The organism is Sandaracinaceae bacterium, assembly GCA_020633055.1.
Taxonomy (GTDB): domain Bacteria; phylum Myxococcota_A; class Polyangia; order Polyangiales; family Houyiibacteriaceae; genus JADJJE01.
The window spans coordinates 355,455-381,608 of record JACKEJ010000010.1 but is presented as its reverse complement, the minus strand read 5'-3'; the positions used below and the strand labels follow the sequence as shown (position 1 = coordinate 381,608).

Annotated in this window: 20 protein-coding genes and 1 tRNA gene; 13 read left to right on the top strand and 8 right to left on the bottom strand. The window is 68.7% G+C overall.

From position 1 onward, the window contains the following. The first annotated feature begins 129 nt into the window (after positions 1 to 129). The 7 genes from H6726_24030 (at position 130) to H6726_24000 (ending at position 9,330) form a co-directional block, all read left to right on the top strand. Complete coding sequence (locus tag H6726_24030) at positions 130 to 2,070, top strand: SAM-dependent DNA methyltransferase (protein MCB9660735.1); 1,941 nt, start codon at positions 130 to 132, stop codon at positions 2,068 to 2,070. Next, entirely contained in the window at positions 2,057 to 3,262 is a 1,206-nt protein-coding gene (locus H6726_24025) for a restriction endonuclease subunit S (protein ID MCB9660734.1), read from the top strand. The genes H6726_24030 and H6726_24025 overlap by 14 nt, the downstream gene beginning before the upstream one ends. 9 nt (positions 3,263 to 3,271) lie before the next feature. Next, a complete protein-coding gene (locus H6726_24020) occupies positions 3,272 to 3,913 on the top strand; it encodes a hypothetical protein (GenBank protein MCB9660733.1) in 642 nt (213 codons plus the stop codon). A 160-nt stretch (positions 3,914 to 4,073) separates the two neighbouring features. Further along, complete coding sequence (locus tag H6726_24015) at positions 4,074 to 4,454, top strand: hypothetical protein (protein MCB9660732.1); 381 nt, start codon at positions 4,074 to 4,076, stop codon at positions 4,452 to 4,454. 97 nt (positions 4,455 to 4,551) lie between these two features. Next, entirely contained in the window at positions 4,552 to 5,550 is a 999-nt protein-coding gene (locus H6726_24010; GenBank protein MCB9660731.1) for a hypothetical protein, read from the top strand. Continuing rightward, a complete protein-coding gene (locus H6726_24005; GenBank protein MCB9660730.1) occupies positions 5,543 to 8,599 on the top strand; it encodes a type I restriction endonuclease subunit R in 3,057 nt (1,018 codons plus the stop codon). Before H6726_24010 ends, H6726_24005 begins: the two co-directional genes overlap by 8 nt. 2 nt (positions 8,600 to 8,601) lie before the next feature. Then, the gene (locus H6726_24000) at positions 8,602 to 9,330 is read left to right on the top strand and encodes a M48 family metallopeptidase (protein MCB9660729.1); all 729 of its coding nucleotides are present in this window, start codon (positions 8,602 to 8,604) and stop codon (positions 9,328 to 9,330) included. 757 nt (positions 9,331 to 10,087) lie between these two features. Here H6726_24000 and H6726_23995 read toward each other — a convergent pair. The 3 genes from H6726_23995 to H6726_23985 form a co-directional block, all read right to left on the bottom strand. Further along, positions 10,088 to 11,272, bottom strand: a complete 1,185-nt coding sequence (locus H6726_23995; GenBank protein ID MCB9660728.1) for a hypothetical protein — start codon at positions 11,270 to 11,272, stop codon at positions 10,088 to 10,090. Between the two features lie 250 nt (positions 11,273 to 11,522). Then, positions 11,523 to 11,598: transfer RNA gene (locus H6726_23990), tRNA-Thr, on the bottom strand. 76 nt (positions 11,599 to 11,674) lie between these two features. Further along, complete coding sequence (locus H6726_23985; protein MCB9660727.1) at positions 11,675 to 12,313, bottom strand: peroxiredoxin; 639 nt, start codon at positions 12,311 to 12,313, stop codon at positions 11,675 to 11,677. A gap of 84 nt (positions 12,314 to 12,397) precedes the next feature. Here H6726_23985 and H6726_23980 point away from each other — a divergent pair, with 84 nt between their 5' ends. Further along, positions 12,398 to 13,456 carry a tetratricopeptide repeat protein gene (locus tag H6726_23980; protein ID MCB9660726.1) on the top strand — a complete coding sequence of 353 codons (1,059 nt, stop codon included), beginning with the start codon at positions 12,398 to 12,400 and terminating at the stop codon, positions 13,454 to 13,456. 208 nt (positions 13,457 to 13,664) lie between these two features. Here the strand turns inward: H6726_23980 and H6726_23975 are convergent, their stop codons facing one another. Further along, on the bottom strand, positions 13,665 to 14,084 hold the full coding sequence (locus H6726_23975; protein MCB9660725.1) for a hypothetical protein: 420 nt from the start codon (positions 14,082 to 14,084) through the stop codon (positions 13,665 to 13,667). Between the two features lie 147 nt (positions 14,085 to 14,231). On the opposite strand from H6726_23975, the gene H6726_23970 reads away from it, so the two are divergent. The 4 genes from H6726_23970 (at position 14,232) to H6726_23955 (ending at position 19,019) form a co-directional block, all read left to right on the top strand. Beyond that, positions 14,232 to 14,834 carry a hypothetical protein gene (locus tag H6726_23970; protein ID MCB9660724.1) on the top strand — a complete coding sequence of 201 codons (603 nt, stop codon included), beginning with the start codon at positions 14,232 to 14,234 and terminating at the stop codon, positions 14,832 to 14,834. 86 nt (positions 14,835 to 14,920) lie between these two features. Beyond that, positions 14,921 to 16,174, top strand: coding sequence for an FHA domain-containing protein (locus H6726_23965; protein ID MCB9660723.1), 1,254 nt, complete (start codon positions 14,921 to 14,923; stop codon positions 16,172 to 16,174). A 119-nt stretch (positions 16,175 to 16,293) separates the two neighbouring features. Further along, positions 16,294 to 17,760, top strand: a complete 1,467-nt coding sequence (locus H6726_23960; protein ID MCB9660722.1) for a serine/threonine-protein phosphatase — start codon at positions 16,294 to 16,296, stop codon at positions 17,758 to 17,760. 23 nt (positions 17,761 to 17,783) lie between these two features. Then, the gene (locus H6726_23955) at positions 17,784 to 19,019 is read left to right on the top strand and encodes an FHA domain-containing protein (GenBank protein MCB9660721.1); all 1,236 of its coding nucleotides are present in this window, start codon (positions 17,784 to 17,786) and stop codon (positions 19,017 to 19,019) included. An 11-nt stretch (positions 19,020 to 19,030) separates the two neighbouring features. On the opposite strand, the gene H6726_23950 is transcribed toward H6726_23955, so the two are convergent. The 4 genes from H6726_23950 to H6726_23935 are packed head-to-tail and all read right to left on the bottom strand — an operon-like array spanning position 19,031 to position 23,832. Further along, positions 19,031 to 19,630, bottom strand: a complete 600-nt coding sequence (locus H6726_23950; protein ID MCB9660720.1) for a hypothetical protein — start codon at positions 19,628 to 19,630, stop codon at positions 19,031 to 19,033. Between the two features lie 40 nt (positions 19,631 to 19,670). After that, on the bottom strand, positions 19,671 to 21,470 hold the full coding sequence (locus tag H6726_23945) for a phospho-sugar mutase (protein ID MCB9660719.1): 1,800 nt from the start codon (positions 21,468 to 21,470) through the stop codon (positions 19,671 to 19,673). Beyond that, positions 21,467 to 22,513 carry a DUF1624 domain-containing protein gene (locus tag H6726_23940; GenBank protein MCB9660718.1) on the bottom strand — a complete coding sequence of 349 codons (1,047 nt, stop codon included), beginning with the start codon at positions 22,511 to 22,513 and terminating at the stop codon, positions 21,467 to 21,469. Before H6726_23940 ends, H6726_23945 begins: the two co-directional genes overlap by 4 nt. Beyond that, positions 22,510 to 23,832, bottom strand: coding sequence for a POT family MFS transporter (locus tag H6726_23935; GenBank protein MCB9660717.1), 1,323 nt, complete (start codon positions 23,830 to 23,832; stop codon positions 22,510 to 22,512). The genes H6726_23940 and H6726_23935 overlap by 4 nt, the downstream gene beginning before the upstream one ends. Before the next feature lie 229 nt (positions 23,833 to 24,061). Between H6726_23935 and H6726_23930 the strand changes: the two genes are divergently transcribed. After that, the gene (locus tag H6726_23930; protein ID MCB9660716.1) at positions 24,062 to 26,020 is read left to right on the top strand and encodes an OmpA family protein; all 1,959 of its coding nucleotides are present in this window, start codon (positions 24,062 to 24,064) and stop codon (positions 26,018 to 26,020) included. Positions 26,021 to 26,154: the final 134 nt, after the last annotated feature.

Here is a 26,154-nt window from a genome sequence, read left to right as displayed (position 1 = left end):
TGCCCGCGGGCTACGACAGTACCCGAGTGGCCGCATTTCTTCTTCAGATACGCGGAGCCCACAGGCGACAGGCGAGTTGTCGCTTTCGGCACCACGGGTCCGTGCCGTGCGCTAGCGTCCCCCACGCCCATGACACGCAAGCGCGACATCCTCTCCCACCTGACTCGCGACGAGCTGCTAGCCGCGATAGATACCCTCGGCCTCGAAGTCGCCGACCGGCGCGCCAAGGACCCCGCCATCGAGGTCCTGGCTGCCTCCAAGCGCGCGTCGCTCAGCACCATCCTCGGGGACTTCAAGCGTGCCCGGCTCAAGGAGCTCTGCCGGCTGCTCGACCTCGACGACTCGGGCCGCGAGAAGGCCGAGATCATCGACCGGCTGGCGGGCGTGAAGGTCCCCGCCCAGGGCTCGGCTCAGGCGCAGCTCGCGTTCGATGGCGGCTCCACGGAGCCCGCCAAGCCCCGCCGGGGGCGACCCCCCAAGCGTGCCGGCGCTGCGAGCGGGGCCGCTGCCAAGTCGCAGACCAGCAAGGCCCCCAGCGCCGACGAGATCGCCCGCCAGGTCGCCGAGGCACAGCAGGCCGGCAAGCTCACGCGCGAGCAGCTGGAGGGCTACCTGTGGGCCGCCGCGGACATCCTGCGCGGGTCCATCGACAGCTCCGACTACAAGAGCTTCATCTTCGGGCTGCTCTTCCTGAAGCGCCTGTCCGACCGCTTCGACGAGGAGTGCGTCGAGCTCGCCAAGGAGGGCATCGACACCGAGGACCCAGACGAGCACCAGTTCTTCGTGCCACCCGAGGCTCGTTGGTCGCACATTCAGAAGGCCACCACCAACATCGGCGAAGTCCTGAACATCGCTTCGGCGCGCCTCGAGGACGCGAACAGCAAGTCCCTCGAAGGGGTCTTGGGCGGGGTCGACTACAACGACCAGAACAAGCTGGGCGACACCAAGCAGCGCGACACCACGCTGCACAAGCTGGTGCAGCACTTCGCGCAGGTGGACCTCAAGAACAGCTCGCTCTCCGAGCCCGACATGCTGGGGCGCGCGTACGAGTACCTCATCGAGAAGTTCGCGGACGACGCGGGCAAGAAGGGCGGCGAGTTCTACACCCCCAGCCAGGTGGTGCGGCTGCTGGTCGAGCTGCTGGAGCCCGCCGAGGGCATGCGCATCTGCGACCCCACCTGCGGCTCGGGCGGCATGCTGGTGCAGAGCGCGCACTACATCGTGGACCACGGCGGCCAGGCCAAGAACTTCAGCCTCTTCGGCCAGGAGAAGAACCTCGGCACGTGGGCCATCTGCAAGATGAACATGCTGCTGCACGGCTTCCCCGACGCGCGCATCGAGAAGGGCGACACGCTCCGCGACCCCAAGCTGCTCGAGTCGGGCGAGCTCATGCGCTTCGACCGCGTCATCGCCAACCCGCCCTTCAGCCTAGACAGCTGGGGCATCGAGGAGGCCGGACACGACCCGCACGGGCGCTTCCGCTTCGGCCTCCCGCCCAAGGGGAAGGGCGACCTCGCCTTCGTGCAGCACATGGTGGCCACCCTCAACGCCCAGGGGCGGGCCGCCGTCGTCATGCCCCACGGCGTGCTCTTCCGCGGGGGCGCCGAGGGCACCATCCGCCAGGGCATGCTCGAAGAGGACCTCGTCGAGGCGGTCATCGGCCTGCCTTCGAACCTCTTCTACGGCACCGGCATCCCGGCTGCCGTCCTGCTGCTGAACCGCGACAAGCCCAAGGCGCGGAAGGGCAAGGTGCTCTTCGTGGAGGCGTCGCGCGAGTACCGCGAGGGCTCGGCCCAGAACTTCCTGCGCCCCGAGGACGTGGCCAAGGTCACCGCCACCGTGAAGGCCTACGCGGACGTCGAGCGCTATGCGCGTGTCGTCCCCCTCGAGGAGATAGCCAAGAACGACTTCAATCTCAACATCAGCCGCTACGTCGAGACGGCCGAAGCGCAGGAGAAGATCGACGTGGGTGACGCGGTGCGACAGCTACGCGATGCCGAGCGGGCGCGCGACGAGGCGAAGGCCGTGATGGACCGGTTCTTGGAGGAGCTTGGATATGGCGGCGCCTGAGGGGTGGATAGCCGCGTCCCTCGGGGATGTTTGCAGCCTGGAGTACGGCAAGAGCCTTTCGGCGTCGGTACGTCGACCCGGACCCGTTCCCGTGTACGGCTCAAACGGTGCTGTAGGTCGGCATTGCGAGGCTCTCGTCGCGGGCCCTGGAATCGTGGTCGGACGCAAGGGGAGCATTGGGGAGGTCGTCTGGGCCTCAGACGACTTCTGGCCAATCGACACCACCTACTATGTGAGCGCAGCCGCCGGGGTCGACCTCGTTTGGCTCTACCAGCTTCTTCGAACGATTGACCTTCGGTCGCTCAACTCGGCCACAGGGGTCCCGGGTTTGAATCGCAACGACGCGTACCTTCTGGCGGTTTCGCTCCCCCCCCTCCCCGAGCAGCGCAAGATCGCCGCCATCCTCTCCTCGGTCGACGAGATCATCGAGAAGACCGAGGCCGTCATCGCGCAGCTCCAGGTCGTAAAGAAGGCGATGATGCAGGAGCTGCTGACCCGCGGGATGCCCGGCCGCCACACGCACTTCAAGCAGACCGAGATCGGGGAGATCCCGGAGGGTTGGGAGGTGCGCCGCCTCGAGGAAGTTGCGGAGGGACCGGTCAACGGGCGATCTCCACTCGCGAGGTCCACTCCGCCGGGTGTGCCAACGTTTTCGATAGCCGCGGTTCGAAACGGCCGCGTCGACATCGCCAACAACCTCAAGTACGCAGACGTGAGCCCTGCAGCGGTTAGTCGCTTCGTACTCTACGACGGTGACCTCCTCATCGTGCGTGGGAACGGAAACCCAGACTTGGTCGGCAAGTGTGGAGTCGTGCTCCATCCGCCGGCCGGGTGCATCTATCCTGACATCTTGATGCGCGTGCGACTCCATCCGTGTCTCCTGAGGACATTCTTCGTTGAGACGTGGAACAGCGACGTCGTGCACACCCAAATCATGGACCGAGCGAAGACGACCAACGGGACCTACAAGATCAACGGGAGCGATGTCCGGTCCATTCGCGTTCCGCTGCCTCCGCTTGAGGAACAGGGTCTCATTGGCGACGCGTTGACCAGCGTCGACGAGGCGCAACTGGCGCACGAAGCAGAGCTTGCTTCGCTGGTACGGACGAAAGCCGAGCTGTCGTCGGCCCTCCTCTCCGGAGATCTCCGCGTCGCCCCGGATCCATCTGAACAGCCTGCTCAGCCCGCGTAGTTCCACACCATGGCAGCCGAGTCATCCCAGGAACACCTCGTACGCACACTCCTGCGGGACCGCTTCGGCGCAGCGCTGAGACGGATTCCGGAGTCGACCGAGATGACGCCGGACTACGAGCTTCTCTCGCGGGGTGCTCGCGTCGCGGTGCTGGAGGTGAAGACGCTCAAGGCCTCGGTCGTTTCGGAGGCCTCGGGCTGGACGGTGGAGAGGCCGAACGCGCACTCGTGGTCCGGCACCCGGAAGGACAACGCACTGGCGCGGGTCGCGAGCCACATCCACAAGGCCGCGAAGCAGCTCCGGCGCTACGCGGAGCCGAAGGTCCTCGTGTTCGTCAACGAGGAGACCATGGCGGACGTGCTGGATCTCGAGGAGGCGGTCACGGGTCATCAGATCTACGGCTCGGAGACCTCTGGGTACGTGATCAACACAGCTTCGGAGCGCATCGCGGAGGGGCGCATCCGCGAGGATCGCTGGTTCATCGACCTGTACATCTGGATCGACACGGCGCGCGGCCCTCGGACTGTCTTTCCAACGAGCGGACGAGTGGAGTGCCACCCCGCGACCGAGGAGACCGTCGTGTTTCGCGTCACGTCGGACGCCGGCCTGGCGATCGCGACGGGCGTCTTCGGATGCGCCCCAAGCACATGAGCTGAAAACGCAACGCCCCAGAGTCCTCCGAGGCGTCGTGCCGACCGTGCATTCCCAGTCCGCCTCGGAGTCTTCCGCGAGCCCTTGGAGGCGTCAAGACCAGGTTCGCCGGACGTTCTGAAATGTCGCTTCTTGCATGAAGAAAGAGTACGTTTCGCCCATGTCGCTCGACTGGGACGCACAGGAGAAGCAGGGCATCGAGGCCGCCATCGCGGCCCATCCGATTGGCAGCGGGCAGTGCGCGGCGCTGGCTCGGAGAGTCCACGCAATTGCCGAGCCCCGTGACCCCAAGACGCACGGGCTCCAGGTTCGTCCCAGAAGGCCAGCCCGGTTCATCGTGCCGAAGTCGCCTGCGGCGCCGCGTTGGTTCTCGCACACGCTCGTTGCGACACGCGCGCATGCAGTGGACGCTCTCACCAACGCGGCCGGATGCTTGACGACGGACTACATCGAGACTCACTGGGAGTACCCCGACCAGCTGATCATCGAGAAGGTGGACGTCTTCACCGTGGACCCCAATATTCAGAACCAAGATGCATAGCCTCCGCGACGTGAGCATCGAATGGATCGACGCACGGCTCCGCGACATGTTGGCGGCGCCACGCATGTGGGGGTCGCACGAGGCGGTCGAGCTTCAGGTGCTGCTGCTGGTCGAGCTGCGTTGCCTTGTCATGCGCCCGTCGCTTGACGCGGAGAACCCACGGCGAGTGCTTGATGCCTATGCGGCGTTCATCGCCTCCCGCTTTCCCGGGACGCCGTCGGCGCCGCTGTACGAACGCATGCGGGCAGGCAAGTTGGATGAGCAGGGGTTTGTCGGCATCCTCCAAGGGTTCCACGATGGAATGCTCGGGACCATCTTGGAGGAGAACCCGTTCGAACACAGCGAGCTGGCTTTGCGCTTCTCGTTCGCGAAGGGTCAGCCGCCTGCGATGACCGCATGCACGGCCTACTACGAGTCGTTTCGCAGGGCCGTGCGTTCGTTGTCGGCTCCGCCAGACAAGGCCGGCCGCAAGCCGTCCAAGCCCATCGAGAACGCAACTGACTTCACGTTGGAGGATGCCCGCGTCCGAGCGGCCAACGGCTCGCCTGCAACCGTTCTCTTCCGTCTTGCCGCCCCGGGGGGACAGGTCGACTACGACGCGAACGAGCATGTCCGTCACGGACTCGGTCACGTGGCGACGATCGCGGAGTGGGCTGACACCACGGACGGCATGGACGGCCTCGCGCTCGATGACATGGAGGTGCGCACCCACGCGGCGCTCCAGACGCTGCGGCTTCTTCCGAGCCGTGGGATTGCCAGCGTCGAAGTTGGCGGATTGGCCATGGGACGCGCAAAGCCCGTGACGCTTCGCCCCACGCAGGAACGCCGCATGATGAGCGTCGTGGCGGAGCGGGCGGACGAAGAGCCCTTCGAACACCGCGACGAGATCCGCGCCATCGATCTTGACCGCGGGTTCATCAAGCTCGGCCACAAGCCCAGTGTGGTCTGCTACGCGTCGCCAGAGCTGCTGGAGGACGTGCAGCGCGTGGGCGTCGTTGCGCGAGTCGTCGGCAAGCGGCTCAGCCCTCGCCTAGGCAAGGCACCATTCGTGGTGGCGTCCAGCATTGAGCACGACGAGCCGCTGGACGATGCCTAGCAGCGGTGGCGTAGCGGGCTCACACGTTGCGTGGAACGAGCTCGGCCTCTCCGAGGACCCCGCCGTCGAGCTGCTGCAGCAGTTCGGCTACGTCTACGTCTCGGCGGACGAGCTCGACAAGGAGCGCGCCTCGGCCCTGGACGTGGTCCTGGTCACCCGCCTCGAGGCGGCGCTCAAGCGGCTGAACCCGTGGCTCAACGACGGCAACCTCCAGCGCGCGGTGCGTGAGGTCACGCACGTAGCCGCGGCCAGCTTGCTGGACGCCAACGAGCAGCTCTACACCACGCTCACGCGCGGAATCGCGGTCACGCAGGACCTCGGGCACGGCAGCCGCGGGCAGCAGGTGCGCTACTTCGACTTCGCCTCGCCACGCAACAACGACCTCTTGGTCACGCGGCAGCTGCGCATCAAGGGGGTCAAGAAGCACATCATCCCGGACGTGGTGGTGTACGTGAACGGCGTCCCGCTGGCCGTCATCGAGTGCAAGTCGCCCACCATCGGCGACAAGTGGGAGCACGAGGCCATCGACCAGCTGCTGCGCTACCAGGAGCTGGCCGAGAAGTACCGTGACCTCGGCGCGCCGCGGCTCTTTCAGTCGGTGCAGCTGTGCGTCGCCACGTGCCTGCAAGATGCGGTGTACGGGACGGTGTCCACGCCCGAGCGCTTCTACCTGCGCTGGAAGGAGCCCTGGCCGCACCAGCTGGCCGCCATCGAGAAGGAGCTGGGCCGGAAGCCCACCCCGCAGGACGTGCTGCTCTACGGCATGCTCACGCCCGAGACCCTGCTCGACCTGGTGCGCAACTTCGTCGTCTTTGAGAAGGACGTCTCCACCGGCAAGACCGTCAAGAAGGTGCCGCGCTACCAGCAGTTCGCGGCCGTGAACAAGGCTATCGACCGGGCGCGCACGCATGCCGCCCCCCTCGAGCGCGGCGGCGTGGTCTGGCACACGCAGGGCTCGGGCAAGTCCATCACCATGCTGTGGCTAGCGCTCAAGCTGCGCCACGACGAGACCAACGAGAACCCCACCATCCTCATCGTCACGGACCGCCGCGACCTGGACGACCAGATCTCGCGCACGTTCACGAACTGCGGCTACCCGAGCCCCCTGCAGGCCACCAGCGTGGCGCACCTGCGCGAGCTGCTGAGCGGGCCCAGCGGCAAGACGGTCATGACCACCGTCCAGAAGTTCCAGGAGATTGGCGGCGTCATGGGGCGCGACGGCCGCATGGTGAAGCCCAAGCACCCGGTGCTCAGCCGCGCCGAGAACCTCTTCGTGCTCACGGACGAGGCGCACCGCACTCAGTACGGCTCGCTGGCCGGCAACCTGCGCCTGGCGCTGCCCAACGCGGTGTTCTTCGGCTTCACGGGCACGCCCATCGACAAGAAGGACAAGAGCACGCTCGAGACCTTCGGCGGCTACATCGACAAGTACACCATCGAGCAGGCCGTCAACGACGGCGCCACGGTGCCCATCTTCTACGAGAGCCGCCTGCCCGAGCTGCGCGTGCTGGGTAACACGCTCGACAAGCTCTTCGACCGCGTGTTCGCGGACCGCACCGACGAGGAGCGCGCCGCCATCAAGCAGAAGTACGCCACCGAGGCCGCCATCGCCGCCGCGCCGGGGCGCATCAAGGCCATCTGCCTGGATCTGGTGGAGCACTACCAGCGCGCCATCGAGCCCAACGGCTTCAAGGTGCAGGTGGTGGCCGTCAGCCGCCACGCCGCCGTGACCTACAAGCGCTGCCTCGACGACCTGAACGCGCCCGAGTCCGCGGTGCTCTACTCGTCCAGCAACAAGGACGAAGACCGCCTGGTGGAGCACGCCACCAGCGAGCAGGACCGCAAGCTGCTAGTGAAGCGCTTCCTGGACCCGGCGGACCCGCTGCGCATCCTCATCGTGTGCGACATGCTGCTCACGGGCTTCGATGCGCCCATCGAGCAGGTCATGTACCTCGACTCGCCGCTCAAGGAGCACACGCTGCTCCAGGCCATCGCCCGCGTGAACCGCACCGCGGAGAACAAGAACTACGGCCTGGTGGTGGACTACTGGGGCGTGTCCGAGGCGCTCCAGGAGGCGCTGGCCATCTTCGCGCCCAAGGACGTGAAGCAGGCCATGACGCCCAAGGAGGACGAGCTGCCGCGCCTCGAGACGCGCCACGCGGCCGCCATGCGCTTCTTCATCGTGGTGAAGGACAAGCGCGACCTCGACCGCTGCGTGCTGGTGCTGGAGCCCGCCGACGTGCGCGCGCAGTTCGACGTGGCCTTCCGCCGCTTCGCGCAGAGCATGGACATGCTGCTGCCCGACCCGCGCGCCCTCGAGTACGCCGGCGACCTGGCCTGGCTCGGCAAGGTTCGCTCTGCCGCCAAGGCTCGCTATCGCGAGGAGGGTGTCGACATCGGCGACTGCGGCGACAAGGTCCGCAAGCTCATCGACGAAGCCATCATCGCGGACGGCATCGAGATCCTCGTCAAGGAGGTCAACCTCTTCTCGCCGGACTTCGAGGCCCGCCTGGCCGCGCTCAAGAGCCCCGAGGCGCGCGCCAGCGAGATGGAGCACGCCATCCGCCACGAGATCCACACGCACGTCGACGAGGACCCCGCGTTCTACCGGTCCCTGCGCGAGCGCCTGGAGCAGATCCTGGCCGACTACCGCGCCCGCCGCATCGACGCCGCAAAGCAGCTGGAGCTCTTCGCCGCGGTCGAGAACGAGCTCCGCCAACGCGCGGCCACGGCTCAAGACCTGGGCCTGACCGAGACCGGCCTCGCCATCTACGGCCTGCTCGCCACGGAGCCCGACCAAGACGGCGTGCTCGAGACCCAGCTCCCCTACGGCCAGCTGGACGAGTCGAAGAAGGCCCTGGCCGAGATCATCGAGGAGGCAGCCCGTCCCCACGTCCGCATCGTGGACTGGGTGCGCAAAGAGGACGTGCAGCGCGAGATGCGTCGCGCCATCAAGCGCCACCTGCAGGCCGCCAGCTACCCCGACAGCGTGCGCAATGCGCTCGCCCCCAAGATCCTGGACCTCCTCAAGGCGCGCGAGGGGCGCTGACCGTGACCGCCCACGCCGAGCTCCAGTGGGGCCGCACCCGCATCGCGTACAGCGTGGCTCGCAGCGCCCGCAAGAAGACCCTCGCCATCCGCGTCGAGCCGGACGGCAGCGTAGAGGTCGTGGCCCCGCCCGCCGTCGCCGACGAGCGCATCGCCAGCCTGGTCCGCAAGAAGGCCGCGTGGATCGTCGAGCGCCAACGCCGCGTCGCCGACGTGCCGCCCAAGCCCACCCCGCGCGAGTTCGTGAGCGGCGAGACTTTCCTCTACCTCGGCCGCCAGTACCGCCTGCGCGTCCGTGCGGGGACCGAGCCCGGCGTCAAGCTCACGGGCCGCTACCTGGAAGCTACTGTCGCCCGGGGCAGCTCCAGCGACGACCGCCCCGCGCTCGTGCGCGCCCTGCTCGAAGATTGGTACCGCGCCCACGCCGCAGAGCGCCTCCCCGAGCGGGTAGCCGAGTGGTCCACCAAGCTCGGGGTAGAGCCCAAAGCCGTGCTCATCCGCGAGCCCCAGAAGCGCTGGGGCAGCTGCGACGCCGCCGGCAACATCCGCCTCAACTGGCGCATCATCCAGGCCCCCAGGAGGCTCGTGGATTACGTCGTGGCTCACGAGCTGACTCACCTGGCGCATGACGACCACGGCCGCGCATTCTGGGCTCTGCTGGGCCGCGTGATGCCCGACTACGAAGAGCGCCGGGAGGCGTTGCGGAAGGCGGGCGCCGGGATGGTGTGGTGACGCCGCTGACCGAGCGTGTTCCACCCTTGCTCAAGCACCCCGGTCTCCGCTTCGTTCCGCATGTCGTCCAAGCGAGGCGATGGTCCGTGAGACCGGACCCGCAATGGCTCATATCGGGAGGTGTTCGTGCTTTCAACGATTCGAGAGATCAGAAGGTCGCTGCACTGGTTTCCGGTGATGACTTCATTGCGGAACTCAGCGACGCACTTGGGGTTCCTGGGGAAACGGAGCAGAAGGCCGAGTTCGTCGCGCGTGGAAAGGCCGAGGCGAGGCGGATCCTACGCGAGAGGTTGAAGGGGTAGAGCTGGCAGCCCGGTGAAAGCCTCGCGGATTGGAAGAGTCGTCGCTCCCCTTCTGCACGAACACAGGCTCAGCGCGCGCCTTCAGCACCTGCGACCGGATGCGCGTCTGCTTGTCGTCGAGCTCCGCGAAGTCCGCGACAGCGTGGGCCGGGTCGGGAACCGGGCCGTCTATCGGGTCAGCGAACACCGCGATGTTCTGAGCTGTGAAGTCACCCACACGCAGCGCCCACACGCCCGCCGACTTCAGCCCCATGCGGACGGTGTAGAGCGCGTACGCGTCTGCTGCGGAGGTCTTCGCCCCACGAGCGAGTGAGAGCTGCCCCTGGTCTTTCGGTGTGGGTCGGAACGCCTGGCTGGTCGGGCGCCCTTCCTGAATCCAGCTTGGGTGCACCTGCCTAAAGAGGCGCTCGGTCTGGTCGTCGAGTTGCGGTCCCTTCGTCACGTCATCCACCCTTTCATGGGGCGAACCGCGCGACGAAGCCAGCCAGCAGGGACGTCCCTTCAGCGACTTCGAGCGAGAAGTCCCCATCAAGGTGAGCGCCGCTCTTGATGTGGACCCCGACACAAGACGCGGTTCGAACGCTGAGGTCGACGAACGCCGACACTTCGGCGTCGGGGAACGTCCACTCGGCCTGCACGTTGCCATCTGGTGTTGGGTAGAGATAGGGGCGCGGTAGCCCGTCTCCCTCTGCTGCAGTGAGAGCCTGCGTCAGCCACGCCAAACCCTCGCGAGAGACTGCGGCGCCGCCGCCGTCGAGCCACCCGTCGGCGAGTGTCGCGATGGCCGCCAAACGCTTCTCGATGCTCAGCGCCTCCCGCAGGTCCTCGTCCTCGGCGAAGTCCACGTCGGTCGCGCCGAGCAGGCGCACGAGTCGGTCGTTGAGGTCGAACGCCCCGGTGCCGACGATCCGAACTTGAAGCGCGTCGATGTGGACGGCCGCCTGCCGGATAACTCGAAACTGCTCCTCCGACAGCCCCTTGAGTGAACCAACGACGGTGCGCCCCTGGTCAGAGACGCCGAACGTCTCGCGTTCGCGGTCGAACTGCACTACCGGGCCAGTGATCTCCACGCGGTCCTCATAGGTGGCTTCACGCGATAGCACCACCCTCTTCCGGACGGCGGGGTCGTAGGTTGTCGTGGGGGTCCCCGGACCTCGGGAGATCGCGATGTGCTCGTCGGCTCGCAATGAGCGACCGAAGTTGTTGAACAAGCGGAGTGACGTGGGCGGGAAGGCGGGCGGGACCCCCTTGCCGTCGCGGACGGACGCAATCAGCTCGCTGGTGAGGTCGCGTGCCAGTCTGTGAAAATCGGTCCCAGCGTCCTCGACGCCGTCCACGGCGAGGGCGAGCTGGCGTGGTGTGGACTGACGACGACGCCTCTCGAGTGGCGCCACGGCGCTGCCGTCCTCGATGGTGCGAAGGACGAGGTCGAGGCCGTCGTCGAAACCTTTTGGGACGCGCTTGCGGTCAGGGTGCTCGCGAAAGAACAGGGCGCGAGCGACGTCCAGCAAGATCTCGCGGTACGCCGTGAGCTCGGGCAGCACCGCCACCGGCACCGCGTGACCGCTGAAGCGTGGCCCCACGAGCGTGTGCTCGACGAACGGCTCGAACTCGTCTTCGTGTCCTGCGGGCTCATTCATGGCGAACCTTTCTTCCACGGTATCAGACACTCGCCTCGGTGTGAGCATTCCGGTCTACCCCGCACCGAGTGGAAGGGCGCGCAAACCGTGTGGCTGTTCAGGCATGGGTGCCGTATCGGCTCAGCACCCAACGAGTTGCGGGACAGCGTGCGCGCACCCGACATCCGCCCGAGCCGGCAATCGCCCGGCAATCCGTCAGGGCTGCACAAAAGAACAGGCCCCTGAACCAGCTTGATTCAAGGGCCTTTCGTGGAGCCACCTATCAGACTTGAACTGATGACCTACGGTTTACGAAACCGTTGCTCTACCGACTGAGCTAAGGTGGCGTGAAGCGGCGCATCTGGTAGCGCGCGGCTGCGGCCATGTCAACTGCCACCGCGCGCACCCGCGCCACTTTTCCGCTCACTTGTTCGGCTGCGGGGTCATGCGCAGGTACGGGGTGAGCTCCGTGTGGCCCTTGGGGAACTTCTTGGCGATCTCCTCGGGGTCCTTGATGCTCGGCACGATGACCACGTCGTCGCCGTCCTTCCAGTTGGCGGGGGTGGCGACCGAGTAGTTGTCCGTCAGCTGCAGGCCGTCCAGGACGCGCAGGATCTCGTCGAAGTTGCGGCCGGTGGCGGGCGGGTAGGTGAGGGTGGCGCGCACCTTGTGCTGCGGGTCGATGAAGAACACCGAGCGCACGGTCACCTTCGCGTTCGCCTCCGGGTGGATCATGTTGTAGGCGTTGGCCACCGAGGAGTCGGCGTCCGCGATGATGGGGTAGTTGAGGGTCACGCCCTGGGTGGACTCGATGTCCTTGAGCCAGCCCATGTGGCTGTCCAGCGGGTCCACGCTCAGCGCCAGCACCTTGCAGTTGCGGGCGTCGAACTTGTCCTTGAGCTTGGCCACCATGCCCAGCTCGGTGGTGCACACCGGCGTGTAGTCCGCGGGGTGGGAGAAGAAGACCACCCAGCTGTCCCCGGCCCACTCATGGAAGGAGATGTCTCCCATGGTGCTCTGCTGGTTGAAGTTGGGGGCGACGGTTCCGAGCTTGAGACTCATGCTGATTCCTCCTGATTGGAGGCGGGACTATACACGACGAAAGCCGCTACCCGAAGCCCCACCATTCGTGGTATCTCCCGCCGCGTGCGTAGTCCCTCTGCCGTCGTGGTGAGCCTCTCGAGCCTCCTGCTCCTGGGCTGCCCTCCCACCCTCTCGCAGCAGCGCGGCGAAGAGCACCTGGACGCGTTCGCCGCCGCCGAGCGTCACGTCCACCACGGGCGCCTGGACGAGGCCGAGCGCGCCTACGCCGACGCGGCGGAGCACGCCGAGCGCCGCATCGACCGCGACGAGGCCGACTACCGCCGCAGCCGCGTGCTCATCGACCAAGAGCGCTACGAAGAAGCCGTGGCGCTGCTCATCGACCTGGGCTCGCGTCGCCCCGCGTCGCGCCGCACGGGCCGCGCCATCTACGACGCTGCGCGCGTGCTCAACGAGCGCATGGAGCAGCCCGACCGCGCCAACGAGCTGTTCGAGCAGGTCATGCGTGAGTTCCCGGACGACGGCCTCGGCACGCGCTCGCTCTACTTCCGCACCTTCACGTGGCGCGACAGCGAGGACTACGCGGCCGCCATCGCCTACCTGGACGAGCTCTACCCCAGCGTGCGCGAGCTGGACCTCGCGGACGACGTGCTCAAGCTCAAGGCGGACATCCAGCTGGAAGCCGACGACCGCGCCGGCGCGCGCGCCACGCTCGAGCAGATCGTGCGCGACCACCCGTACCCGCAGGGGCACCGCTGGGACGAGGCCATCGCCAAGCTGGCCGAGATGGACGTCGAGGACGGACACCCGCTGGTGGCCATCCGTCGCCTCGAGCGCATGCTGGAGCGCTTCGAGAACACCACCATCATCGGCAGCTACACGCAGACGGGCATGCCCCTGGCGCAGCTCAACATCGCGCGCATCTACCGCGACGAGCTGCACGACTACGACGAGGCCGACAGCCAGTTCCGCCGCGTGGTGCGTCGCTTCCCGGACAGCATCCTGCACGACGACGCGGGCTACGAGCGCGGCGTGATGTGGCTGGAGCAGGGCGAGCGCGAGCGCGGCTGCGACATCCTGCGCGACGTGGTCGAGGACTTCGAGGTGGGTCACCCACGGCGCCTCGCGGCCGCCCGCGTCGAAGCCGACTGCGGCGGCGAGTAGGCCGAACGCCCACCCGAGCCAAGCGCGCCGACGGCCCATGTCGGCCGTCCTACGCGTCGTGCGAAGCCGTCGCGACGGACGCCGTACGCGTCGCGCGTAGCGCACCGGCGGCCACCGGCGTCGGTCGCCTCGTCGCGCGCCCAAACGAAAACGCGCCGGACCGGAGTCCAGCGCGTCCTGCTGCGGTCAGGCGCCGAGCGCCCCGGGACTAGAAGTCCTCGTCGCCACCCTCTTCGAAGTCGCCGTCGTCGTCGCCGTCGTCGTCACCGTCGTCGTCGATGTCGTCGGCGTCGTCACCGTCGTCGTCACCGTCGGCCTCGGCGTCGTCGTCCGAGTCGTCCTCGCCGTCGGGCGAGCCGAACTTGAGCTCTATGTCGGCGTCGGTCAGGTGCGCCTCGAGCAGCTCGATGAGCTCGTCGAAGTCCTCCATGGACCACTCGTCGAGCACCTCCGAGATGAAGTCGTAAATGTCTCCCGAGTCGACGCGACGCTCGATCTCTTCGGTGTCTTCCGTCGAGAAAACACGGACGAGGTCATCACGAAGGTTCTCCGTGTCGCCTTCGTCGATGGCGTCGGATACCGAGAGTCTGATCTGGCGCAAAGCGCGGTTGTCGAGGTAGATCTCCACGAACCGAATCTCCAAAAGCTATGGACGGCGCCCATTATGGGATGCTCGACCCACCTGTCAAATCCGATGTCCCGAACCTCTCGCATGCGCCGCTCTCCTGCCTCATCTGCATCGACGGGATCACGGCGCGCGAAGGCCGGGTGGCTCTTGTCGCTGGCCCTCTGCATGCAGTTCGGCAGCGCGCGCGCGCAGGAGTTCGAGCTTCCCCCCGACCCGCGTGACCGGCCTCCTGCGTGGAACATCGAGCCGCGTCTCGAGCTCGACCTACCCATCGTCACGCGACGTCTGTGCCCCGAGAACGCGGCCTGCATCTATGGCTCCGGCTTCGGGTTGGGTGCGCTGGTCGAGCGACGCTACCGCAGTGGGGTCGGCCTCGGCGTGGCGTACGACGTCGACTTCATGGGCGGCGACAACGTCTTCGAGCTCAGCACCCTCCAGAAGCTGAGCGTGTCGTTCCGGCACTTCTTTCTCCTGCGCAACGCCGCGCACCCGTTCGTCGGGGTGGAGGTGGGCGCCGTGCTCTTTGGCGACACGTTTCGCGTGTCCACCTTCGGGTTCCACGTGGACGGCCGCGCGGGCGTCGAGCTCGAGGCGACCAACACCCTGTCGTTCACCCTCTACGCCATCGTGCGCGCCCTCTACACCGCGCCTTTCACGTCTCAGCCGGACGGTGTGCGACGATCGCGGAGCGGAGGTCTCGACCTGTCCATCAACGTCGGCGGCGGACTGTCGCTCCGGTTCGGTCCTTAGGCTCCCCCGCGCGGCCCCCACGCCTGCGTCCCGGACCCGGATGATTGCTTGACTCAGAGGGGCTCGCCGGGTTCCACTTCGCCAGAATGAGCTGCCCAAGCTGCGCCCATAGCAACCCCGTCGGGAGCGTCTTCTGCCAGAACTGCGGCTTTCGGCTGCCAGCGGAGGCAGCGCCACCTGCACCCACCACCGTGTCGTGTGGGCGGTGCGGCTCGCAGCAGTCCGCGCACATGCGCTTCTGCACCGAGTGCGGCAACAGCCTGCCGGGCCCCGCCGCGCCACCGGCGCCCGCTGCGCAGCCCGCTGCGCCCCAACCCGTGCACAGCGGTCCGCCCGCCAGCTCGATTGGGCAGGCCGTGGCCGAGCAGATCTCGGGTGCCATCGGTGGACCGCTCTGCTGGCGTTGCCGTGGCGTGGGCGACAATGGCTCCGAGTTCTGCAAGTTCTGCGGGGCGCGGTACAGCGACGCTCCGGGCGCGCAGGCCGCCGCCCCCGCGCAGCAGCCGGCCCCCGTCGCGCAGCCCGCCCCCGCCGCGCAGCCCGCGCCCTACAGCCCCCCTGCCGCGCAGCCCGCGCCCTACAGCCCCCCTGCCGCGCAGCCCACGCCCGCGGCGCCCTCGGCGCAGCCCGCAGCGTTCGCCGCTACCGTGGGCCCGAACGCTGGCGTGACCGCCGCCGCCGGACGGCTCGTCTCCATCCTGAAGGACGGCTCCGACGGGCAGAGCTTTGCGCTCAAGGAGGGCAACACCGACATCGGTCGCAGTGAAGGCGACATCGTGCTGGCCGACGACCCCTACCTCTCGCCGCGTCACGCGCGTGTGCGAGGCGCCGCGGGACGCTTCTATCTGCGCGACCTCGACAGCGCGAACGGCGTGTACCTGCGCCTCACGGCGCCCGCCGAGCTCACGTCGGGCGACTACGTCCTCATCGGCCAGCAGGTGTTGCGCTTCGAGGTGTTGAAGGACGGCGAGCTGCCGCTCGGGCCCGCCAACCTGGGCGGGGTCTTGGCCTTCGGCACGCCCGAGGTGCCGCGGCTTGCGCGCCTGGTGCAATACACCACCGAGGGTGTCGGGCGTGACCTTCACTACCTCTATCGCGACGAGACGGTGCTCGGTCGCGAGAACGGCGACATCGTCTTCACGGACGACCCGTTTCTCTCACGTCGCCACGCCGCCATCGAGATCGAGCGCGCCGCCAAGCGGTTCCGTCTGAAGGACGTCGGGTCCTCCAACGGCACCAGCTTGCGTGTCCGCGGCGAGCGTGAGCTGACCCACGGGGATCACTTCCGCGTCGGGCGTCATCTCTTCCGCTTCGACGGGAACACCGGGGCCGGCCGATGAGTGAGCAGGGCCAAGATGCGGCGCCGCAGGCGTCCGCAGATGCAGAAGGGCGCATAGGCAACGTGGAGCAACAACCCCAAGCGGCTGGCGAGTCCTCCCCCACGGGCCAGGAAGACGCCATGAAGACCCCCTCCGCCGGAGGGCCGTCCGTCGCGCCGAGCGGTCCCATCCACGTCCGCTACTTTGGTGCCACCAACGTGGGCCTCATCCGCGAGCACAACGAGGACAACCTCACGGTCGCCAACCTCACCTCCAAGGTACGTGACCTGCCCGATGGTCAGGTGCAGGAGACGGAGATCCAGGCGGGCGGCATCTTGCTCGCGGTGTGTGACGGAATGGGCGGCGCGGCCGCTGGTGAGATCGCCAGCCAGATGGCGGTGGACACCATCTTCGAGATCATGTCCTCGGGCGAGACGTGCGCGTCGCGGGACGACCTCGCGCGGCGTCTGGTGTACTCCGTGGAGGACGCGGGCGGGCGCATCTTCGGCTCCGCCAAGATGGATCGCACGCGACGCGGGATGGGCACGACGGCCACCGCGGCCGCCCTGATCGACAAGGTCCTCTTCGTGGGGCAGGTCGGTGACAGCCGCGCCTACGTGCTGCGCAACGGCGAGCTCTCGCTCATCACGAAGGACCAGAGTCTCGTCAACCAGCTCATCGAAGCCGGGCAGCTCACCGAGGAAGAGGCGGAGTCCTTCGAGCACTCCAACATCATCTTGCAGGCCCTGGGCACCACCGAGGACGTCGCGGTCGACCTGACCTTCCTCGAGCTGCGTCAGGGTGACCGCATCATGATGTGCTCGGACGGTCTGAGCGGGATGGTGCACTCGGAGATCATCCGTGAGGTGCTCGCCGAGGTGCGCGACATCCCATCCTGCTGCGCGCGCCTGATCGAGATGGCCAACGCGGGCGGCGGGCACGACAACATCACGTGCATCATCGCGGACTTCGATGGCCCTGGTCTCGGGCCCGCCGCGGGCGCGCCCAAGGCCGCCTACCAACAGTACCCCTTGCCGGTGCTCGAAGAAGACGACGAGCGCATGGCGCGCCGCGCCAGCATGAAGTCGGGCGCTGCGAAACCAGGCAGCGACGTCAAGCGGGCGCCCATCGAGTACGACGATCCAGTGCCGACGTTGCCCACGGGCGCGCCGTTGCCGTGGTCGCTCATCGCGCTCGGCGCGCTGCTCCTCGGCGCACTCTTGCTGTTCGGCTTCTTCATCGCCTTTGGCCTGGCCGGCTCCTCCGAGGAAGAGACGCCTCCGCCGCCCATCGCTCCGCTCGCGCCCGCGGCGGCGGTCGAGCTGCGCATCCGCACCGACATCGCCGATGGCCACCTCTTCGTCGATGGCGAGGACTACGGACCGGTCACCTCGGGGGCGGACGTGCAGCTGGAGCTGCAGCCCGGTCCGCATCGCCTCGAGATCCGCGTGGCCGGCACCGCCGTCGTGAGCTCCGAGCTCACCCTCCGGCCGGGTATCCCTGGTGACGTCTTGTTGAGTGGGCCCACGGCAGACGCGCCCGCGCCCGCCGCGCCTGCGCCCGCCGCGCCCGCCGCGCCAGCAGCCCCCGCGCCGATCATCCCCTAGGACCTGCCCGTGCGAGTTGCCGCTTGATCCGCTTGCACCAGACGTTCGGAGCCCACACGGGGCGGTCGGTCACCTTCGATCACGGTCCGGTGCGCTGTGGACGTCAGCCGGACAACGAGCTGGCGCTCGACCCCAACGCCGACCTCGACGCCTCTGGCTATCACGCGGAGATGGTGCGCCGAGGAGCGGAGTGGCACCTCACCGACAGCAAGAGCCGCAACGGTACCTGGGTCAACGGCCAGCGCATCCGAGAGGCGACGCTCGCCGATGGCGACGAGATCGAGTTCGGCGCGGGTGGGCCTCGTTTCCGCGTGGAGCTGCTCGAGACCGACGCCCCGACCATGCGCCCACCAACGGGCCAAGCGCCGTTCGGTCCGCCCGCGCTCGACAGCCGCGCGGTGCTGTTCGAGCCGCTGTCGTCCACGCCTCCACCGGCGCACGCGCCGCCCCCCGAGCCATCGCCCACCGCGCCCGTCACACCTGTCGCGGGGACGCCGAGCTACCCCCTGCCACCAGGCCCGGCACCCCGGCGCGGGATGGGCGTGTGGCTGGGCGTCGGTCTCTCCTGCCTCGGGCTGCTGGTCGTGGGGCTCGCCGTGGGCGTCGGTCTGTGGTGGCTGCAGCGCGTGCGCACGCCACCCCCCACCGCGGCGGACGCCACGCGCATCGCCAACGCACACGCAGGCGCGCTGTTCAGCGTGCTGCATCGCGACCCCGTCGGGCGCGAGCACGAGATCTGCGCCGGGTTCGCCGTCCGACGGGACCTGATCGCGACGTCTGCACGCTGTGTCCACGCGCTCCAGGCGGCCGCGGAGAGCGGTCACACGGCCTTCGCGCGGCCCCCGGGGGGTGTCCCCCAAGATGTGGTCCACATGTACCGACATCCCGGGATGCCCGCGGGGGCGCAGGTTGGTCCAGACGTGGGGCTATTGCGCGTCACCGGCAGCGCGCCCGCCCTGACCTCGCTCGCCCCCACCGACGAAGTGGACGGCGTCCTCGACGGAACGGCTGTGTTCGTGTGGGCCGCGGCGGGGACTGGTGGAGGCCTGCGCGGCGGGCGCGTGACCAACGTGAGCGACCTGCCGGGCGCGGGTTCGAACCAGCAGCTCGAGTACGCGCTCCAGGGCACCCCCGGCTCTCCGGTGTTCGACCGCGAGGGGCGGGTGGCGGCCGTACACGCCGGAACGGTCGGCCAGGACGCCGTGCCGGGCTACGGCGTGCGCATCGACGTGCTGCACGGGCTGCTGGCCGGACTCTGAGCCCTCCCGGGTCAGCCGTCGCGCAGGATGGCGTCGGCCACGGCGCGCCAGCGGCGGGCCGCGTCGGCGTCGCGCTCTCCGCGTTCGCGTAGCTGGGCGGCGAGCGGGCTCTCGGTGCGTGTGGGTGCTGCCGGGGGTAGCTCCATCAGCACGCGCTGTGCGCGGCGGCGGTGCTGCTCGGCCAGCGCGCGTCCCACGACCACCACGCCGGCCGTGTCGATCGGTGCGTGGAAGTCCTCGGGGAGCGTGATGTAGCGCCGCACCGCGTCGAGATCCGTGCCTGTGAGAAAGGTCGTGCGCCGCAGGTCGCCCAGTGTTCGGAACGGCAACACCTCGCCGCGGTCCAGGTCTACGCGGAAGCGTCGCGCGTCCAGGATGACCTCGCGCATCAGCGCTCCGTCGTGCAGGTCGAGCACCAGCTCGCGCACGGGCTCTTCGAGGCGCGCCCGGTCGGTGCCACGCCGCTGGCCGGCGGCCGCTGTCAGGGCCGCGATCGCGCCACGCCAGCGGAACTTGTCCGGGTCCCGCCTGCGCACGACGCGGACCGCGCCGCGGTCTTGGCCGCGTCGGCCGTAATACTCGATCGCGTCGGTGATGCGTGAAAAGGCCATGCTTCCTCCACCGAGGTTGTCGGCGGTGCGGCCATCGCCGTCAAGAAACCGGGGACTCGGGGGCGCCGCCCAGGCGCGCCACCAGGTCGTCCCGGATGGCCGTCGCCAACGCCCGCGCGCGCGCTCGTGCTGCCTTCACGGGCTCCGACGGGCTGAGCTCGGCGCGCGCGTCGAAGTACAGCTTGAGCTTCGGCTCGGTGCCGCTCGGGCGCAGCATGGCGCGCTGCCCCCCTTCCAGCTCGAGCACCAGGAGGTCGCTCGCCGCCCACCCGAGCGCCTCCGTTCGCCCGTCGCGGCTTCGTCGGACGGCGTCCTTCCCGGTGATGCGAGCCACGACTGGCACCCCCCCGAGCGTGTCCAGCGGCAGGGCCTCGGCGCGGGCCACACGCGCTCGGATCTCGTCGCGCCCAGCCTCTCCAGGCAGCACCCAGGACTCCTGCAGGCTGACGTACGCCCCGTAGCGGCGCAGCAGGTCGTCGCGCAGCGCGAGCACCGAGCGCCCCCCGGCCTTCGCCCGCGCCGCCATGTCGCAGAACGCGAGCAACGCCGAGATGCCGTCCTTGTCGCGCACCAGGGAACCGACCGCGTAGCCGAGCGCCTCCTCGTAGCCGAACACGAACGTGCGGCCACGCGCCTCCTCTTCCATGGCGCGTGCGTGGATCCACTTGTGACCCGTGAGCGTCTGCGCGAACGACGCTCGGTGAGCGTGCGCGATGACGCCTAGCAGGGGGGAGCTGACGACCGTGTTGATGACCACCCGCGCCTGGGTCGGGTCGCCATGGCTCAGCAGGTAGTCCGCCAGCAAGCACCCGATCTCGTTGCCGCTCAACGCCTCGAACACGCCCTGGTCGTCTGCCGCGACCACTGCCAGGCGGTCCGCGTCCGGATCGTTGGCGACGCCCACGTCGGCGCCGACGTCCTCGCACAGCGCGATCAACGCTGCGAGCGCGCCAGGTTCTTCCGGGTTGGGGAAGCGCACCGTCGGGAAGGAGCCGTCCGGCTCGGCTTGCGAGGCCACCACGTGGACGTCGTCGAAGCCGGCCTGCGCCAGGATGGGCAGCACGGTGCGCATCCCTACGCCGTGCAGCGGCGTGTACGCGATCCGCAGCGCGCGCGACCCCGCGCTGTCCGGCAGGCAGCGCAGCACGCCCCGCGCGTAACGTGCGCGGACGTCGTCGCCGAGGCTCAGCCAGCGTCCGTCGCGGCGAGCATCCCCTTCGTCGGAACGTGGCACCTCCACGGCGGGCGGGGCCGTGTCGATGGCTGCGGCGATGCCCGCATCGTCTGGCGGCACGATCTGGGCGCCGTGCTCCCAGAACACCTTGTATCCGTTGTACTCCGGCGGGTTGTGGCTGGCGGTGACCACCACACCCGCCGCCGCGCTCTGGTCCAGGATGGCGAAGCCCACGAGGGGGGTCGGCGCGAAGTCCTCGAACACTCGCGCGACGAGGCCCGCGCCCGCGACGACGGCGGCGACGTCGTGGGCCAGGGTGCGGCTGGTGGGCCGAGCGTCGAAGCCGATGCACACCCCGCGTGACGCCGCGTCGGGCACCCGCGCGCGGAGCCACTCGCACAGGCCATGGGTGGCGCGGATGACCGTGGCACGATTGAGGCGACCGGGGCCCGCGCCCACGAGGCCGCGGAGCCCGGCCGTGCCGAATTCCAGGCGCTCGTCCATGCGTCGTCGTAGCGCCTCGCCCGCGACCGCGTCGTCAGCCGCGGCTGCAGTCAGCGCCCCGAGCTCGGCGCGTGTGCTCGCGTCGGGATCGCCCTCCATCCAGGTGGTCGCGGCGCGGATCGCGGTGTGGTCCTTGGGGGTGGGCGAGGGGGCGTGGGTCATGGCGCGTCGCGAGTGTATCGCCAAGCGAGGAAGCGGTCCCGTAGCGTGTCAGTGCCGCGGAGCAAGGCGTAGGTGAGCACCGTGAGGCTCGCCACCCACGGTGTCGCGTCCAAGACGCTCATGTCCGGAATGGCGCGCAGCGGCCTCCCGAGCGCCCCGTACGCGAAGGGCAGGTGCAGCGCGTAGACACGCAGCGACCCCGTCCCGAGCGCCAGCCACGGCGCCTGCGCCCGCGATGGTCCAGCGTGCCGCGCGGTCGCCGCCAGCACCAGGCCGATGACCACGAGCGCGCGGGCCGCGAGGTCGACGGCGTTCAGCCACACGATCGGGTGCGTGCGCGCCAGCGTGACTCCCGGCAACGCGGCCCACGCCTCGGTACCGAGGTGGGCTGCGACCGCGAGCGGTAGCGCCATGGCGGCCACGACCCGCGGTGCGCGCAGCGTCACCTGGGCGCACGCCGCACCCAGGGCGCACCACGCGGCGAGGGGCAGCAGGGGCATCTTGGTGTAGGGCGAGATGTCCACGAAGGGCACGAGCAGCAGGCGCACACCGTCGGGCGCGCGTTGCCCGGCGCGCTGCAGCCACGGGCTCGGCACGAGCCACAGCGCTACCAGCGCGCTGGCCGTGAGGGTCGGCCGCGCGCGGCCGGGGAGCAGGGCGCCCAACAGCAGGATGCTCGCCCCGATCACGTGGAGCACGTCGAAGCGCAGCAATTCTCCGATGGTGCGAGCGCCGTCCATCAGCCCGTAGAGCAGGTTCAGGGCGTATCCGCTGAGCAACACGAGCCCGCCGCGGCGCGTCAGCTCCCGGCGGGTGGTCGCGGTCGCCTCTCCTCGCGCGCGGCCGCGCTCCACCCGCAGCGCGACGCCCATCCCCGCGAGCACCATGAACAGCGGCAACGGCAGGAGCGCCAAGAAGCGGGTCACGGCGAACGCTGTGCTCCCGCGGTGCGGGGCGTCTACGTAGGCGTCGTAGGCGTGCGCCTGGATCATCGCGACGCACGCCACTCCGCGTGCGAGGTCGAGGCCGCGTACGCGCGTCATGTGCTGGGGAGGTAGCTGTGCTCGCGGACACGCCGCGCGTAGGGGACGAACAGCACGGCGCCAGCCAGCATGAGCGCCGCGTACAGCATGAACGACTGCGTGTTGCTGAGCGTGGGCGCACCTTCGGCGTTCGTCGTCAGGCGCGTGATACCGACCGTGAACAGGTTCCCCAGCGCAGCGCTGGCGAGGTACAGCGACATGACCATGGACTTCATCGTCGGCGGCGACTGCGTGTAGGCGTACTCGAGCGCGGTGACCGACACCAGCAGCTCGCCGGCCGTGAGGATCCCGTAGCCGACGAGCTGCAGGAAGATGGTCGGCTTCGCGCCGGTCGCGATGACCGCCTCGAGCCCCGCCGAGTAGCAGAACGAGAGCGCCGCCAGCACCATCCCCACGCCCATCTTGCGCATGGGTGTGAGGCGCACGTGGCGCTCGAGGCGTGGGTACACCACCAGCGTGAACAGCGGGGTGAGCAGCAAGATGAAGATGGGGTTGGCCGACTGCATGTTGTCCGCCAGCCAGTCGTAGCCGTGCAGATCCATGCGGCGCCCCTGCGCGACCCAGCTGGACGCGGTCTGGTCGAAGAGCGTCCAGAACAGCGCGACGAACGCGAACATCACGGCCAGCCGGGCGAACACGCGCAGCCCCTCTGGGCTCGTGATCTCCGCCAAGAACCGTTGGCCGCCTGGGGGGATGTGGGCGAAGCGACGCCGACCCCACCAGAACACGAACGTGGCGATGACCATCAGCACACCGGGGAGGCCGAACGCAGGGTGCGGCCCGAAGCGGCTCAGCAGCCACGGCGTCAGGTTCATGGCCACCGCGGCGCCGAGGTTGATCGAAAGGTAGAAGAACGCGAACGCGCGCGTGACCAGGTGAGCGTTGTTCGCCCCGAACTGATCCCCGACGTGCGCGGACACGCACGGCTTGATACCCCCGGCACCGATCGCGAGCACCCCGAGTCCGATCACCAGCCCGGTGCGCGTGGTGTTCACCGCCAAGACCGCGTGCCCCGCGCAATACACGAGCGACAACGCCAAGATGATGCGGTACTTGCCGAACCAGGCGTCGGCCGCGATCGCGCCGAGGATGGGGAGCGCGTACAGCGTCGCCACGAACGTGTGGATGAACGCCTTCGCCTCGGGCTCCGTCATGAGGTCCGGCGCGCCCGCTGCGTCGACCAGGTGGCGCGTCATGACGGTGAACAAGATCGCCTTCATTCCATAGAAGCTGAAACGCTCCGCCGCCTCGTTCCCGACGATGAACGGGATGCCCGACGGCATCGCGTGGGTGTCCTCGGGGGTCGTGCGATAGCTCATGGGCCCCCACGATACCCGGGAAGGCTCGACCCGACGGCTTTTCCGCAACGAAGAAAGAATTTACTCATTGTGGAATCGAAAGCTGTGGCACAGTGGGGGAGATCAAGCGGTGTGTCCCCAAGCTGGGACGGGGCCGCGAAGTGTGGTAATCCCGGGGCGAGTTGGTAATCTCGCACGCAATCGTAGGCTCTTCGCGCTGCGCGGGAGTCGTGGAACCGAGGAGGCAGAAGTGACACATGCGAACACAGGCGCGGCGACGCTGAGGCGGCTGGTAACAGGCCTCGCGGCGCTGTTGGTGGTGGGCGGGGCCTCGGTGGCTGGCGCGCAACCGAGCGTCCAGTTGAACCGCTTCGTCCCATCCGAGCAGACGAACGACGGCTTCGCCGTGAGCTCGGCCGAGGTACAGGGCGACATGCGCTTTGGCGCACAGTTCTACATCGACTACGCCAATGACCCGCTCGTCTACGAGGTCACGCGGGGCTCCGCGGGCAGCGAGGCCTTCTCGGTCGTCGAGCACCAGCTCACGGGCAACCTCAACGCGTCGTTGGGCATCCGCGACCGGCTCACGCTCTCTCTCGGTTTGCCCATCGTCTTCCTGGAGAACGGCGACGACATCCCCGCCAACCTTGGCGCGCTGGGCGTGGTGGACGGTGACGGGACGACGCCGGGAGCCGTGCCCATCTACCTGGCCGATGGCTTCACGTTGGGTGACCTGTGGGTTGGGGCGCGCGTGCGCCTCTTCGGCACCACCGAGAATGTCTTCATGCTGTCCGTGCAGGGCCGCTTGACGATCCCTACGGCCAACCTGTTCGACGACAACCAGCACTACGCGGGTGAGCGTGGCATCGCGGGCGGCGCCGAGATCATCGCGCAGATCAACGTCGGTCGCCTCCGCCTCGCCGCGAACCTGGGTGCCTACCTGCGTCCGGACAACGCCGACTGCCGCGACCTCCCGGGCACTCCCCGCCCGGGCTCGAACTGCTACTACGGCGCGCGTCAGGGTGACGAGTTCACCTACGGCTTGGGCGCTACCATCCGCCTCCTCGAGGAGGACAGCGCCACCGACCTGCGCGCCATCATCGAGGTGCATGGCCGCACCACGTTCCAGAACTTCTTCGACCAGCAGGAGACCCCGCTCGAGGTCCTCGGCGGTCTGAAGTTCACCCACAGCAGCGGCCTGACGGCCGGCGTCGGTGGTGGTCCTGGCCTGGTGCGCGGCTTCGGCTCGCCAGACTTCCGCGTGTTCGCGATGGTCGGCTACACCGAGCCGACGGCGGGCGCCGTGGTCCGCCTCGACACCGACGGCGACGGCATCTACGACGACGAGGACCAGTGCGTCACCGAGCCCGAGGACGTCGACACCTATCAGGACACCGATGGCTGCCCCGACCCGGACAACGACAGCGACGGCATCCTGGACGTCGAGGACGAGTGCCCGCTGGAGGCCGAGGACATCGACGGCTACGAGGACGCGAACGGCTGCCCCGACCCGGACAACGACGGTGACGGCATCCTCGACACGAATGATCAGTGCCCGATGGACGCCGAGGACATGGACGGCTTCGAGGACGAGAACGGCTGCCCGGACCCGGACAACGACGGCGACGGAATCCCCGACGCGACCGACCGCTGCCCGGTCGAGGCAGGTCCCTCGGCGAACCAGGGATGCCCGTGGCCCGACACGGACGGTGACACCGTCGTCGACCCGGTGGACAGCTGCGTCAACGTGCCCGGCACCGTGGAGTACCACGGCTGCCCGGAGCCGACGGACGTCGTCATCAACGAGGGCGGCATCGAGATCCTGCAGACCGTGTACTTCCGCACGAACCGCGACGTGATCGAGTCGCGCTCGTTCGGTCTGCTGGACGCGGTGGCGCGCCTGCTCAACGAGCACCCCGAGGTGCAGCACGTGCGCGTGGAGGGTCACACGGACTCGCGCGGTCGTCTGGCCAACAACATGCGTCTGTCGCAGGCGCGCGCGGAGTCCGTCATGCGCTACCTGGTGGAGCACGGCGTCGACGCTGGCCGCCTCGAGGCGCAGGGCTACGGCCCGACGCGTCCCATCGTGGAGAACGCGCGCTCGGCGGACGATCACGCCCGGAACCGTCGCGTGGTCTTCACCATCGTGGGCCAGAACGGCGACATCCAGTCCGCCGACAACGGCCCCACGGCGGACACCATCGACTGACGACCGCGACAGGCGGGCGCCCCACGCGCCCGTGACCTAGCGAGAGAGCCCCGCGACCAGCCGGTTTCGGGGCTCTTCCGCGTTCAGTGCCAGCACCGCCGTGTGCCGCCGAGTCGGCCAGAGCTGCCGCGACG